Origin of the sequence: Streptomyces sp. LUP30 (assembly GCF_001746365.1) — a bacterium.
Lineage (GTDB): Bacteria > Actinomycetota > Actinomycetes > Streptomycetales > Streptomycetaceae > Streptomyces.
On record NZ_MJAJ01000016.1, the window covers coordinates 37,633 to 51,440 of the forward strand.

12 protein-coding genes are annotated in these 13,808 nt (G+C 65.1%); 2 read left to right on the forward strand and 10 right to left on the reverse strand.

The annotated features are described in order from the left end of the window. Positions 1–7: 7 nt before the first annotated feature. The 3 genes from BG482_RS15535 to BG482_RS15545 all read right to left on the reverse strand — a co-directional run bounded on the left by BG482_RS15535 (position 8) and on the right by BG482_RS15545 (position 3,990). Positions 8–1,126: a CU044_5270 family protein gene (locus BG482_RS15535; RefSeq protein WP_069769614.1), complete on the reverse strand. Its 1,119-nt coding sequence runs from the start codon at positions 1,124–1,126 to the stop codon at positions 8–10. Continuing rightward, on the reverse strand, positions 1,123–1,773 hold the full coding sequence (locus tag BG482_RS15540; protein WP_069769693.1) for an RNA polymerase sigma factor: 651 nt from the start codon (positions 1,771–1,773) through the stop codon (positions 1,123–1,125). Before BG482_RS15540 ends, BG482_RS15535 begins: the two co-directional genes overlap by 4 nt. 459 nt (positions 1,774–2,232) lie before the next feature. Continuing rightward, positions 2,233–3,990: a DUF262 domain-containing protein gene (locus BG482_RS15545; protein WP_069769615.1), complete on the reverse strand. Its 1,758-nt coding sequence runs from the start codon at positions 3,988–3,990 to the stop codon at positions 2,233–2,235. A 369-nt stretch (positions 3,991–4,359) separates the two neighbouring features. Here BG482_RS15545 and BG482_RS15550 point away from each other — a divergent pair, with 369 nt between their 5' ends. Beyond that, on the forward strand, positions 4,360–4,959 hold the full coding sequence (locus BG482_RS15550; RefSeq protein ID WP_141746601.1) for a hypothetical protein: 600 nt from the start codon (positions 4,360–4,362) through the stop codon (positions 4,957–4,959). Here BG482_RS15550 and BG482_RS41055 read toward each other — a convergent pair. The 3 genes from BG482_RS41055 to BG482_RS15560 form a co-directional block, all read right to left on the reverse strand. Next, positions 4,944–5,711, reverse strand: coding sequence for an HNH endonuclease (locus BG482_RS41055; protein ID WP_079141833.1), 768 nt, complete (start codon positions 5,709–5,711; stop codon positions 4,944–4,946). The two genes, BG482_RS15550 and BG482_RS41055, sit on opposite strands and share 16 nt — an antisense overlap. A gap of 52 nt (positions 5,712–5,763) precedes the next feature. Then, positions 5,764–6,777 carry a DUF4928 family protein gene (locus BG482_RS15555; RefSeq protein ID WP_079141834.1) on the reverse strand — a complete coding sequence of 338 codons (1,014 nt, stop codon included), beginning with the start codon at positions 6,775–6,777 and terminating at the stop codon, positions 5,764–5,766. Positions 6,778–6,885: 108 nt separating this feature from the next. Beyond that, positions 6,886–8,106: a DNA cytosine methyltransferase gene (locus tag BG482_RS15560; RefSeq protein ID WP_218108791.1), complete on the reverse strand. Its 1,221-nt coding sequence runs from the start codon at positions 8,104–8,106 to the stop codon at positions 6,886–6,888. A gap of 98 nt (positions 8,107–8,204) precedes the next feature. Between BG482_RS15560 and BG482_RS15565 the strand changes: the two genes are divergently transcribed. After that, positions 8,205–8,705, forward strand: a complete 501-nt coding sequence (locus tag BG482_RS15565) for a very short patch repair endonuclease (RefSeq protein WP_256096382.1) — start codon at positions 8,205–8,207, stop codon at positions 8,703–8,705. Here the strand turns inward: BG482_RS15565 and BG482_RS15570 are convergent. From BG482_RS15570 to BG482_RS15585, 4 genes are read right to left on the reverse strand one after another with little or no spacing between them, the layout of a single operon-like run. Continuing rightward, a complete protein-coding gene (locus tag BG482_RS15570; RefSeq protein ID WP_079141835.1) occupies positions 8,702–9,670 on the reverse strand; it encodes a DUF3883 domain-containing protein in 969 nt (322 codons plus the stop codon). The two genes, BG482_RS15565 and BG482_RS15570, sit on opposite strands and share 4 nt — an antisense overlap. Next, a complete protein-coding gene (locus tag BG482_RS15575) occupies positions 9,667–11,550 on the reverse strand; it encodes a DEAD/DEAH box helicase (RefSeq protein WP_141746603.1) in 1,884 nt (627 codons plus the stop codon). The genes BG482_RS15570 and BG482_RS15575 overlap by 4 nt, the downstream gene beginning before the upstream one ends. After that, the gene (locus BG482_RS15580; RefSeq protein ID WP_069769620.1) at positions 11,547–12,863 is read right to left on the reverse strand and encodes a ParB N-terminal domain-containing protein; all 1,317 of its coding nucleotides are present in this window, start codon (positions 12,861–12,863) and stop codon (positions 11,547–11,549) included. Before BG482_RS15580 ends, BG482_RS15575 begins: the two co-directional genes overlap by 4 nt. Before the next feature lie 3 nt (positions 12,864–12,866). Further along, complete coding sequence (locus BG482_RS15585) at positions 12,867–13,712, reverse strand: hypothetical protein (protein ID WP_069769621.1); 846 nt, start codon at positions 13,710–13,712, stop codon at positions 12,867–12,869. Positions 13,713–13,808 lie beyond the last annotated feature (96 nt).

Sequence of the window (13,808 nt, forward strand, 5' to 3'; positions counted from 1 at the left end):
GTGCGGGCTAGCTCCGCCCGGCGCGGCGGCGGCCGCCGGGCTCCAGCCCTCGCTTGTCGACGACGGCGCGTTCCAGCACGGCCGTGGACTCGGAGACCGTCCCCGCCTTGTCCCGCCCGGTGTCCCGGCTGAAGACGGTGCGCTCGCCCAGGTAGTCCAGAGTGCGCCCGTCGAAGATCCACTCGGTGCGGGTGCCGTGCCGGACGTCCTCCCGGGCGATGGCGATGCCGTGCCGTCCGACGGCGTCCACCGCGTCGTCCACCTCGGTGACGCCGGGGATGCGGGCGGTGGCCTTGAAGAAGGCGGCGGCCGTCGCGGGCGGCATGATCTGCTCCGTGATCAGATTCCCGATCTCGTTGAAGACCTCCTGGTCGCGGTCGTCGCCCTTCTCGACGGGGGTCTCGGCGTAGAGCCGCTTCAGCAGGTGCCCCGGTTCGGTGGGCAGCGAGGCGAGCCAGGCGTACGTGGGCCGCTGGACGCCGGCCGGTACCGCGGAGTCCCTCGGGTTCGTGCCGTCCGGCACCCCGACCTCGATCGGCCAGTCCTGGCCGTCCTCACGGATCAGCCCGACGTCGACCACGGGCCCCTGCTGCTGTGAGAACCACACCTGCCGCTCGTGCAGCGGCCCGAGCTTCACGGGCTTCCCCCACTCGCCCACGTTCTCGGCCACCCGGCTGCGGGCGTAGACGAACTGGTCCTCCCGCACCGGCTGCACATCGGTGTTCATGGCGACGGCGGCCATCCGGTCGAGCGTGACGACGGCGCTGCGGCTGCCGGCGGAGGGCGTGCCGGGCGCGCCCGCCCGGGCGTCCCCACCCCCGCCGTGCCGCCCCGCGCCGATGCCGACGGTGAGCCCGGCCGCCAGCGCGACGGCGACGGCTCCGGCGACGAGAGCGGACCGGGCCGGCCGGTAGAGGCGGCGGGGCGTCGGCGAAGGGCGGGCGCCCTCCGCCTCGTCACGGCGATCACGATCGATGAGCTGCATCAGAACGTCCTTGTGATGGGAACGACGCCCGGGAGGCAGCACCTGCTCGACGGGACCGGCCGGCAACAGCCGTGCCAGTTCCCCCAGTTCGTCGAGTTCCGCGCGCTCACCCTGCTCGGATCCGGCCGGAGTGGCGTTCATCGGGCTTCCTCCTGAAGGGGCAGGACCGCGAACGCGGTCTCACTCTCTACCTCTCCGCGACGGGACCGCGGTTCCATAAAACCCGTATGCGAGAAATGCGGCGTACGTCTCTCGCGCTCCTCCCGGTCCACGAACTCCCGCAGCCGCGCCCGCGCCCGCGACAGCCGAGACCGCACCGTCCCGACGGGAACGCCGAGCGCCTCGGCGGCCTGCGCGTAGTCGAGCCCGCCCCACACGCACAGCGCGATCACCTCCCGCTCATGCCGCCTCAGCCGCCCGAGCACCCGCTGTACGTCGGCGAGCCGCCGGGCGTCGTCCACCCGGCCCGCGACGTCCTCGGCGAAGTCACCGACCTCCTGCACCCCCGGCGCCCGCCGGGCCAGAAAGGCGAGCCGCCGCCGCAGACTCCGGTCGGCGTTGCGCGCCTTGTTGGTGGCGATCCCGAACAGCCAGGGCCGCAACGACCCACCCTCGACGGCCACGTCCTCCCGCCCCCGCCACGCGGCGAGGAACGTCTCCGACATCACCTCCTCGGCGACCGACCAGTCACCGGTGAGCCGCAGGGCATGGTTGTAGACGGCGGTCGCGTACAACTCGTAGAGCTCCCCGAACGCAGCCCGCTCCCCCCGCCGAACCCGCCCCCGCAACAGCTCCCCGTCATCGTCCCCGCCCGCCGCCTCTTCGCTCTCTCCGTTGGACCTCACACCCTTACCTCTCCGAACCGGGGAGGCGGTTCCGGTGGCGTGGATCACAACCTTCCGCGACTACCAGGACAGCGTCATAGCGGCGCCGAAGCGCCCACCAGTCGGGTCGCTGGGACCCGTCTGGGCCAGGCGGACGATGATCTCCTGCGCCCTTCGGCTCGGACGATCGAGTCCGCCACGTCCCTACCACCCCAAGGCAGACCCCACCACCTTTGACTGCGACGTCCTCACCGTCACCGGCAGCGTGACCGCCGCATCCTGCTTTGCAACAGAACCGGTCATACAGGACGCGCGGTGCCTCGAACTGCTGGGTTCATGAGGGCCAAGCAGTTGGTGGGGGAGGGGGAGGGGGAGGAACGGATGGGCAGCGACGTTCTAAAGGCGTCATGTCGTCAAAACGAGTCAATGCCAGCGGCTGCCGTTGGGCCACACGTCTAGTGCGTACCCTGCCAACCTGGCTTGACGGGCCTTGATTCCCTCAACTCGCCATGCAGACCTCTGGCCGTCCCACAACGCATCGACCTCCGTCTGCGCGGATACGAGAAGGGCGGAGCCGGTGTAGAGGTGAGCTTTCTCCGGGTAGGAGAGACTGGCCAGGGATTGGTTCCGCCTTCCTGTCAGGAGCGTAAGATTTCCCAACTTGCTGACCCAATCCTGATGGTCGTCGAGGAGTAGATCCCTGCTCGGTTTCTGTGGATATATGTAATCCACATGAGCCTTTCCATCCCCCATCGCCAATTCCTCGTATACTCCGTTCTCCAGGCGTAGATGCTGCTCAATTTTTGCCAAAAGATACCGAGCTTGAGACTGTTTTGGTATCGAGGCTTCAAGGAAGTCTGCCTTGAAGGTCTCATCATCCGGAATCCACCCGGAGACCTTCTGCAGCACGCCGTCTAGGCTGGCCCCTCGGGAGAACTCCTTGGCGGCGCTGAACACGTTCTCCTCGAGAAGCGTGGACTCCCTACGTCCAACGACTGTCCAGCGTACGTAGTAGCTTATGGAAGCCTCGATGAGGGTCTGTAGCTGCGGATACGAATTACGTCCCGAAGCGGACAGTAGGAGAGGGTAAAGCGCGTCCGCCCCCATGGCTTTTATCTCGTTCAGGGAGACGTCGAATTCGATGTCGCCGGTGTTTCCTGTGATCAACTCCGCATACCGGCCGGCCGCTCCTTCCAGTTCGGCAGAAAAGGCGCCGACTCCGTACGATTGAGGACGTTTGTCGAAGTGTGCGCTCAGGTCCTTCCTTATGGTTGCATAGAGGCTGTGTGACTTTACGTCACCGTGCGTGGAGACCCAGAAGTGACGCAAAAACTTTTCGATCTCCTCTCGGCGTTCGAATCCGTCTAGGAGAGATCGCCAGGCATCGTTTACTCGTGTCTTCTCGTGCTCGCTCCTGGCTTTCTCCATCAAGAAATTACGGACTAGGTCTACCGTGGACAGGTCTTTCCCGCGAGAGTTGATGGTCTCGAAGACTTCATTGGCATCGCCTGACGACGGGGTCTGGATCTCGACGAACACCAGGCCATTTATCAAGCATTCACGCAACGCGTCGAGATAGTCCATGCGCGCTTCGTCCTCGACGTGGGCTTGCAATCGATTTCCGATCTTAGAGCGGAAATTGTTGTACGCGTCCAGAATAAGGTGGTGTGAAGGTCGACCAGGCTTCTCGATCTTGGTGCAGGAGCCTGTGATCTCGCTCCAATCCTGGATGTGATCTCGAAAGAAGTCGCGATCAAAGAGCGAGAGGACGAGGAAGTATTCCATCGGCTCCTTGCGGCCCGATTTGCGTGCGATGTAGTCTCGCTGAATGTTGTTGGCGCTCGATATCCCTTCAGGGGATCTCATCCCCCAAAGTATGTCTCTGATCGCCGCGATGAGGATCGTAGAGGTCGTGAGCCGCTGCTGACCGTCAAGCAGTGAGCGCCCCTGCTTAGAATCGCCAGTGATGGTCACCACCGGGCCTATAAAGTACTCCGCCGACGACTCACGCCCACTTTCGCGGGACTCCTTGAACTTCTCGATATCGGCCCAGAACACATCGACTTCTTTTTTCGTCCAGGCGTACTGGCGTTGACTGTCGTCGGGTACGGTCACAATGGGGTTGTTTGCGCCGATCAGCTGGCCGAGCGTTTGCCGCTGTGCCTGTTTGATGATGGCCACGAGACTCCTCACGGGCGACTAGGGGAAGGCGAGCGTACCTCCGCCCTGTGACGAGGCGGTGGGATCTCGCCAGACTGACGCGTAACCGGCCGCGTACGTCGAGCTACGGCTGGGCTGCGAACCGCTCCCGCTGCTACATTCTGCGTTCAGCAGCTCCGACATGCGCGACCTCGGGCAGGGGATATGAGTTTTTCGAACGAAAACACCGCGGCGCACCAGTTGCACGTTCTGATATCGCGTGTTCGCTCATCAGCAGAGACTGATGCTGCTTCGGCCTGGTCTGAGGTCCTAGGCGCTGAGTGGGGGAGTCATGAATTCGCCCGTCGGCACTCCGAAGTCGTCACTCTTCTGCAAATGACAATTCGACAGGTGAGCGCACTTCCAGAGAGGGCGCGCACCCGATGCGAGCGTCACGTCGATGCGTGGTGGAATGCGGTGATGCAGCCGACGATAAACTGGCGGGACCAGAACCGTTCGTTGCAGTCGATCATCGATGACGACAAGCTGGATCACCTGGAATCCACAGCAGACCTGATATCGGGAAACCTCGTTGGTTCCGATGCGGCGCCCCGCAGCGCGGATCTCAGTGAGATGGTCGACCGTTGCAATGACTGGATCGAACTTCTTGCGTCCTTGAGCGAGATCGAGATCAGCGGCCCAGTGAGGGATCAGTTGATCTCCCAGCTTCGCCACCTCGTCTGGCTCGTCGACAACGCGGGCCTCTTTGGCGCAGCAAGAGTAGCGGAGGAGGCCAGTACGGTCATCGGCTCCCTAGCGCAGACCGGAGCTTCGTTGGTAAACATACGCGACGAGAACGTCAATCGTTGGAAAAAGGCCCTGTTGGCGTTCGTGACGGCATGCGTTGTCTTCAACCAGGCGTCGCCCATCCTCCAACAGTCGATTAGTGCGGGAGAAAGCCTCGTCAGGGATATCGCTTCAGTCGTCGAAGATATTCAAGACGAAGCTTGATCGAGAATCCAAGCCTCGGAACCGACTGTTGCCAGCAACTCCCGTAGAGATGCGGGAGTGCGCCAGGACTCTCCCGGTCGGGTCCTGTGACACATGCGGTGGCAGTTGGCGCACACGCAGGCCAGGTCGTCGAGTGCCGTCTCACGGTTGCCGGAAACGTGGAGGGGGGTGACGTGATGCACTTCGATGTACCCATCGCCCAGGTCTCCGTATGTGCGAGCGAAATCGAAGTCGCATACCTCGCACCGGAGCGGCCCTCCGTCTTGGCGTACTCGAGCGATTTTCTGAGCGCGAAGCTTCGAGTTGCGTTCGCGAGAGAGGGCCCAGCGAGCGAGTAGACGTCCTTCGACGGCGCTGACACCGGTCTCGTCGACTTCGTCGGGTTGAGGGGGAATGCGATGCAACTCGCCCGATCCGATGCCCTCTTCGATAGTTTTTGCGGCCTGAAGCATCACAGCCTCGCGCTCGGTAAAGGCATCGATCATGACCAGCGTGGGTTTGCCACAGCGCGTCGCCTTACCGGGATAGGACTGATGATTGGTCATGAAGTCAGTGGTCTTACGGCTGACGCTGTCAGGGGAGCGGAAGCTCGGCAGTGCAAGCACGTCAGACCTGTGAATGGGAAGTGAGCGGAGAAGATCCGACAACTCATGCACCCTGGGGTCGCTGGTGCGCAACTCGCGCCAGGCGTTCTTCACAACTAGGGCCCCGGCCAACACGAGTTCGTCTTCTGTCCACGCTGGTATTCGCATGAGGCAGATCGTACGAGCCTCGGGGGAGGCAGGTACCGGAGACCTTAAAGCCTTACAGGTTCTCAGGCAGCAAAATCATCAACGACTTGTCCGCCTCGGCCTGTTCGATGCGCGAGTTGTACTCGGTGAGCAGTTCTCGAAGCCGGTCCCGTACGCCGCTCTTCGAGAAGCCTCCGATTTCCTCGATGTTCGTCCCCACGAAATCCTCGATGGACTGGATGGCGACGCGTTCGGCCAAGCCGTAGTTCTCGGCGAGTTGGGCGGCTGCGGCGACGCGGGCCTCGGGGACAAGCACACGAGGGCGGTAGCCGTGGTTGAGGTTGTCGACGCAGCGGTCGAGGAAGACTTTCTCACCAGGGGACATGGTGACGTGGATGGCGGTGTCACCGATCTGGTAGTCGCCTGCGCGTCCGGTCTGGACGTCGGCGGTGGTGTAGCTCTCGACGTTCACGTCCTCGTCGGGAAAGCGAATCTTGAGCTTTGCGCCGACGAGATGTTGTGCGATCGCGCCGGCCGTGTTGCCTCCGCGTAGGCGGCCCGCCTCTATGAGGGCTGCGACGGTGGTGCGGACGGGGTTGTCGGGGTTGATCTCGGCCTCAATGCGCTTGCGCCCGAAAAAGTCCTCGCGGACGCGTTCGACGAACCAGGCCTGGAGGAGCGCGGCCAGCGCGGCACGCTCGATGTCCGTGACATCGTTCAACCCAGCCGTGTCTCCCGCGGAGTTCAGGAGTTCGGCCAAGGCGTCGGCGTGGTTGAGGGTGGCGCGCGAGGTGCGGCCGCCTTCGCTGGTGAACTTGCGTGCCTCACCGTGTTGGGCGAGCAGCTTCTGGGCCTGCGGGCCGCTCGCCGTCTTCACCTGGGACGGGGTTCTGTAATGCTCGGGTTGGAGAGGGAAGTGCCCAGCAAGGAACTCCGTCATGTAGAGCCCTGCGCACATGACGTTGGAGTTGACGTTGCCCTTACCGTCACGCTGCTGCTCGTACCAGGTCCCAAGCGCAGCTGCGAGCGCGTCCGCAGCCGTTTCCACCGGCTCGGTGACGGCGTGAGGTGACGGTGGAAGGACCATGGGTGCCTCCTGGCATAGGCAGACGAAAGTGTTGGGGCGGCGTAGGGCGGAACCTGCCGCAGGGAGGAAGACGAAAACGTCGAGGTCGTTCCCAGTTGCATGCCCGGTCTATGGCGAGGAAGCGCCCCGCTGAGTGGGGAGTGCGTCAAGGTCCCGGGCCGCGGCGAGCAGCGGGCGGAGATAGTGCTCCGCGAGCCAAGCCACTGCGTCCACGCACACCGCGTCCCCGAATCCCATGATCGCCTGGTTGCGCTTCACGGGCAGGGTGTAGTCCGGGGCACCCATGAGCTTGGCGTACTCCCGCGCTGTCATCCAGCGGACACGTAGCGGCTCGCCCTTCTGCAGGCGGACGACGGCCTGCTTCGAGGAGCCGCCGCGGGCGGTGCGCAGGCAGCCTGCTACGTCGTCGCCGCGGATCTCCCATGCAGGGACGCCGTTCCGAGTGCGACGGTACGCGGTTCGATAGGAAGGCTCGGGCTCACGTCTGAGCTGCTCCACGCGGGCCTGGTTGAGTCCCGAGAGCTGGCCTTCGAAGTGGAGGACTCGCTTCTCGTCCCACCACTCGACGTAAGGGTCGTCGTCGGGGTCGACGAGGTCGGTCCATCCGGCGGTGCGGAAGGCAGGAGGGTCCTCGTCGAGGAGAGTGCGGTGGGTCGTGAGGCTCACATCGTCGAGGACCTGGTCGAGCCAGGACGGGCGCAGCTCAGTGTTGCGGCGCTCGTCTGCCGGGAGCGTTCTCCCGAGGCTGGCGACGATGAACAGGCGCGGTCTTGACTGCGGCACGAAGCGACGGCCGTCCAGCGTGACGACGTCAGCCCAGTAGCCAAGGTCGTTCAACCGCTTGATGGCGGCCTTCATGTCGGCGCCCCGGTGACTTGTGGCGAAGCCGTTCACGTTCTCCAAGGCGATCACGGAGGGCTTCTCGTCGTCGCGCTCACCCATGGCTGCGATCACATCGGTGAAGTCCCAGAACGTACTCGAGTGCTTGCCGGCGAGTCCCGAGCGCCCCCCGGCGAGCGAGAGGTCCGTGCAGGGGAAGGATGCCCAGGCGAGGTCGACCCGGCCAGGCGCCAGCTCGGAACGGATGTCGGTCGCGATCTCACGGATGTCCCGCAGGACATAGTGGTCCTCGGCGTCGGCGAAGTGTCCCTTGTACATACTGTGTTTTTGGGCGTCCAGATCGTTGGCCCAGGTGACCTTGAACCCTCCCGCCCGCTCCAGTCCCAAGCGGGCGAGGCCGATCCCGGCGAAGAATTCAGCGACCTCGTAGGGCGGGGAGGCGGCCGTCGAGGCGGTGGAGTCAGGATCAGAGGGGAGCACTGTGGTCACTCGGCGATGGTACGGGAGGGCACCGACAATCACGGTGTGCGGACGGTATCGAGGGATCTCCCGGGACGGATGCGGCGCGCCCGCATTACGGTGTTGTCATGGATGGGGAAGAGTCCGAGGCCGGTGAGAAGGGCACGATGGCCGAGAGGGGATCCTGGGCCTCCTCCGATGCCGTACGGGCCAGCATGCGGGCGAACAAGAGCCGCGACACGAAACCGGAGCTCGCCCTGCGGCGTGCGGTCCACGCGCGCGGGCTGCGCTATCGGGTCGCCGCCCGCCCGATCAAAGAACTGCGGCGAACCGCGGATCTGCTGTTCACCAAGGCGCGGGTCGCGGTCTTCCTCGACGGGTGCTTTTGGCACGGCTGCCCGGAGCACCACACCGTCGCCGTGCGCAACGGCGGCTACTGGGCATCGAAGGTGGAGCGCAACCGGGCACGGGACATGGACACGGACCAGCGGCTCAGCGAGGCCGGCTGGGCGGTCGTACGGGTATGGGAGCACGAGGACCCCGTTCAGGCGGCGGTTCGAGTCGAGAAGGCCGTCACCGAGGCGAGACGGATTACTCTGCGCCACACTGCGCCTCCCCCGGAAAGCTAGGCGTGCGTCTGATCGCGGCGGGGCCGCCGTCCTGCCTCCTGGCGGGGCAGGATTCGGCCTCGCAGGCCAGGCGCGCTGAAGTCTGGGGCAGGCTTCAGGCCGGCGGACTCCCAGGCGGTCGTCGGCGGGGTGAGTAGGGCGGACTGATCCCAGACGAAGGCGCGCGTGTCCTCGGGCACGAGGTCGCGCAGGACCCGCGGAGTGAGCTGCAGCACGTCGACGATGTGGCTGGGGTCCAAAACGTCGGCGGTAAACGCCGACGGGTGGAAGACCACCTGGACGAGACGCCAGGAGTCCGGGCGGCGCTGGGAGGTCTCGAACTCGTGGCGTGTGAGGTGGAAGCCTCCGCGCGTCTCGGGCCCAGCTCCCTTCACCTCGATCTGCTTGGGCGGCGGGTCGAACACCTCCACGTCGTAACCGTAGGTGTCCGAGACGAGAGACACTTGCGCGACCTGGCGGCCCGCTCGCCGCAGAGCGGAGACGACGACGGCCTCCGCGGCCGCTCCCAGACGTTCGCGCCAGGCCTCCTCTTCCGAGTTGCGGCGCTGGACGGCGGCGTCGAACAACAGAGCGTCCAGATCAGGCTCCAGCCAGGCGAGCGCCGCGAGGTCGGCCGAGGGAATGTAGTCGCGCACGACGACTCCTGAGCGGACAGCCGATGCCAGCCAGGATGGAGGAGACGCCGCCAGCAGCACCCGCGCTGTCGCCTTCGGGGCGCCGTAATCCTGGAGAGCGAGGGCGCGCAACTGCTCCGCCGCCTGCATGCCGTCGTCTGTTTCCTCGGCGAGACCGTGCAGGACAAGCGTGCGCACAATCGTGCGCAGGTCCAGTGACCGAGCCCAGAAGGGCGCCTGCTCCGTGGCTGCTCGCGCCCATTTCTCGGCGTCGTATCGCGGTGCCCTGACGGCCGCGTGGGCCAGGAGCAGCACGCCGAAGGTCAGGCCGTGGCTGGGCAGCAACCTCATGGCCGGAGCTGCAGCGCTCGCAGGAGCGCAGTGGCGTCGTCAGCCGCGACTGCCGGGACGCTCTCGTCGGTGTCGGGTTCAGGCAGGGCGGCCCTCACCAGGCCAGGATCGTTCATCAGCTGGGACAGTACGACGATCTTCTCCCGAAGCCTGCTGTTCACCGTCTCGTCGATGCTGTCCTGGCTGAGCAGAAGCGTGAAGCGGGTGACGACGTCTTCGCGGAGCCCGAGACGATGGATGCGGTCCTGACTCTGAAGAAAGTGACCGGCGTTGAAGGTCCGGTCCAGGTAGACCGCGTTGTGGCACCAATGGTGCAGGCTGACGCCCTCGCCGCAGGCCGCGGGGTTCGCCAAGAGCACATGGCAGGCGGGATCGTTGCGGAAGCGGTCGAACTCCGCGTCTCGGGTCAGTGCACCGGGCGGCGCCCCGTCAGCGGGGCGCACTCCGCCGTGGACGACCGCCGGGTTGAACTCCTTCAGCTCGCCGCTCAAAAGCTTCAGGTTCCGCACGAAGGTCGACCACACCAGGACCTTCTCGCCGCGGTCGGCCGCCCCCGACACAATCTGCCGGACTCTGCCGTATTTCCAAGGGGACTCGTACGCGGCGTACTGACGTAGGAGATCGCCGAGTGCCTCGTCGCCTCGTACTTCGAGCGGAGGATGGGCGAACTCCGACTGGTCGTGTTCATCGGAGCCGGCGACCAGCAACGAGGGGTTCGTGGCGGCCTCGAGCAGGTACATCATGATCCGACCGAGTCTACTGAAGTCGCGCCGGTCTTTCGTGGCCAGGGAGAACTCTCCCCGATAGCGGCCTTCCAACGCCTCGTAGATCGCCTGCTGAATGTGCCCCATCGGCTCGGCGACGATCTCGAACTCGGTTGGAGGCAGCCCCAGCCTGGACTTCGGAGTACGGACGAAGTACCGCTGGATGGCCGCGCTGGTCTCTGATACGACGACGGGGTCCCGCCCATTGGCCTCGGTGTATGCGCCGCGTGGAAGGATCTTGCGGTCCTGCCCGGGATAGAGGAAGCGCATGGGCGCCACGAGGTCGTTCGCGCCCTGCGGCGCTGGGGTCCCAGTGAGCACGTCACGTCGGCGAGCTGCGAAGGCGAGGTCAAGCACGGCACGGCCGTGCACGCCCGCCTCCCCCTTCTTGATGCGGTGAGCCTCATCTAGCACGACCTGGGTGGGGCGGCGGCTGATATACGCGCGGATACGATCGTAGTCCGAGGCCACTCGGTTGTAGTTGGTGAGCAGGATGTCCAGATCCTCTCGCAGCAGGGTCCGCGATCCGGTGTGGACTTCCAGAACGGGCACCGGACTGAGACAGGCGGCCGCATCCTCCTTCCAAGCCTGGAAGGCGGCGATCGGGCCGATCACCAGCAGCTGCTCGACGTCGCCGCGTGCCCGATTGAGTGCGAATCCGGCCAGTGCGACCGTCGTCTTGCCCGCGCCGGGCACCGAGAAGTCGGCACCGTGCGGAAGGCTCGTCAACCGGGCCAGGTTCTCCATCTGGAACGGCTTCAGCTGGCGTCGGAACCCGGTCGCGGCGAGTTCCGACGCCAGCGCGTCGGGGTCCATGGCAGACGTGTCCCCCAGGACCCTGTCTCGCTTCTTGCGATCCTCGGCGAGCGCGCGCAGCTGCCGACCGAGCTCGTCTCCGAACTCGATGGGCTGACGAAAGCGACGCCGAGCGTCGACGACGGCCTCCAACTCGGAGAAGAAGACGTCCACGCGGGCCTCGATCACGTCATGCGATCCGCCCACGACGCCCCGGTGCAGCGCCTCCTGCAGCAAGGCCCATGCGCCGGGGTTCGCTCCCTCGTGTCGACGTAGGACTACGACGGGGCGAACATGCAGCTCCAGTTCGGCGGAGATCACGAAGAGTCCCGAAGCTCGGAGACGAGCTTCGTGATCCGGTCGATCTCGCTCTGGAACGCCTCTTCGTCCCAGGCAGGGTGGGCGCGGCCCTTGCTGAGCAGCGACGGGATGCGCTCAAGTTCCTTGAGCGCCTTGTCCACTCGCTGCAACGGGGCGTCCACGGTGTTCTGCTCGCGGTTGCGCTCCTCCGCCTCACGGGCGGCGGCGTTCACCGCTCCGGACAGACTGCCCAGCACGCTCTTCATGGGCACGGAGGAGCCGTCGGGTAGCTTGACGACGGCCTCGGGCCGTCGGGTGACAACGAGGCTGAGGACGTCCTCGACTACTGACATCTGAGAGTCGTCTTCTCCCAAGAAGTCACTCAGCGGGTCGTCCTCATCCGTCGTGTGCTCCGCGCTCTTCGCAGTGGCGAGCACCCCCGCGAGAGCGGACTCGCCCAGGAGCTCCCTCTCGACCAGCGTCTCCGCGTCCTCGCACCGAAGATGTCTCAGCTGGCGATAGTTCGCTCCGGCGAGTATGCCCAGGAAGTAGCTCTTCTTGACGCTCTCGGCCTCCTCGCGAGGCTTGTTGCGGATGTGCTTAGCCAGCTCCTCGAAGGCGGATTCGTTCTCGGTGAAGTCGATGGGCAGACGAGTTCCCTGCGATTGGTTTACCAACTGGTGTACCAGCAAGAGCTTTTCGTACTGTCCCTGTACATCCCGCTTGGCTCGGTGCATGCGCTGCGCGGTCTTGTCCCAGTCGCAGCCTGACAGCTCGTAGATCTCTTCGATCATCATCGCCTCGTTGATCCAGGAGTAGTCCTCCCGGAAGTCTCGAGCGACCTGGAGCTCGGCCTCGAGGATCAGGATCTCCTCGGGAGTCGCGTCTGAGGGCAGAACGAGGCAGCGCACGTAGGCGAAGTCCGGGTGCTTTTCGCGTGTGAGCGCGCGCAGGGCGGCAGTCCTGCGGTTCCCATTGATCAGCACGCCATCAGCCGTGACGATCGCTGGCTCCTTCTGACCGCGCGCCAGGAGGTCGTCCTTCAGCTCGTCGAACTTCGATTGCCGAGCGAGGATGAGGAACTGTGCCTCCTGCGCGGCCGAACCGAGAGGGTCGGACGTGAACAGGTCTTTCTGTCCACGCTGTTGGGCTTCTCGTTGTTGTTCGGCCTTCGTGCGATGGTTCTGCGTCGAGAACCGGACCCAGTCGACGGGAAGTTCGACGAGGGGCATGTTCTTGTTCGTTCGCGGCCAAGCCGACAGGGGGACGTCGCCGTCGGCCTGACGCGCGGCCAGGAAAGCACGGCGGTCGGGGTCTACCAGGGAAACGCTCACAGCTCAGCTCCTGAATGTCGTGACTTGAGCGGGGCCGAACCGCGAGGTGATCACCGTGCGCTTGGTCTTACGCTCGCCAGCTTGGAACCCCACGTGGCCGGTGAAGAGAGCAGCTTTCTCGGCTGGAACGCCGAAGGCGCCGAGCAGCAGTTCAGGGAACCGTCGCTGCGTGGCTCCGTCCCAGTTCCAGGATGACCCGTTCGGCGAGTCGTCCGGCATCACGTAGATGCACGGCGGCGGCACGGCTTGGCCGTCGAAGTCGGCGGCGTACTGCGACTTCGGGCATCGCCGGCTGACAGTGCCGCACAAGCCGCTCTGGAAGATGACTCCGTCCAGCATCTTCCGGGGTTCCGAGAAGAACACCTTGCGCAGGCGGCCGACGCCCTTGACGACGTCGCTGCCCGGGTTACGAGTCATCCCGTCGTTGACCCACCACAGATAGGCCTCCTGCGCCCACTCGGGAACCTTCCAGTTCACGCTGCTGTGTGTGCCGTCCGGGGCACCCTTCTGGATGACGGCGACGTCCCCGAGACCCTTGACCGTGAGTCGGTAAACGGTCCCGTCCCCCTGCTTCGGGATCTCGAGCGCCGTGGCGATTCCCCGGTCTACGAGCCCTTGCAGCATCGTCGCCACGAAGTCGCGACGAGGGGAGTTCTTGGCGCTTTTGCGGCCCCTGATCTGCTCGATGGCGGTGGGAAGGGCGGCGGAGAACTCCTGTTGCGTCAAGCCGTGTTGCATCAGGAGTGCCGGATGTCCGCCCAAGTCCTGGATGAGCCGGACCACTGCGTCCACCACTGCTTCCGGCGGCACTCCCGCGTGGCGGCAGGGCGCGGCGTCGTCGGTCTCCATACTGTTCAATCCCCCCTGTAGTTCTGGGCCGTGACGTCTCCCACGAGTCATGTCGGCCGTTGTGCGCACGCAGGCACATGAACTTGCCTGCGCCCC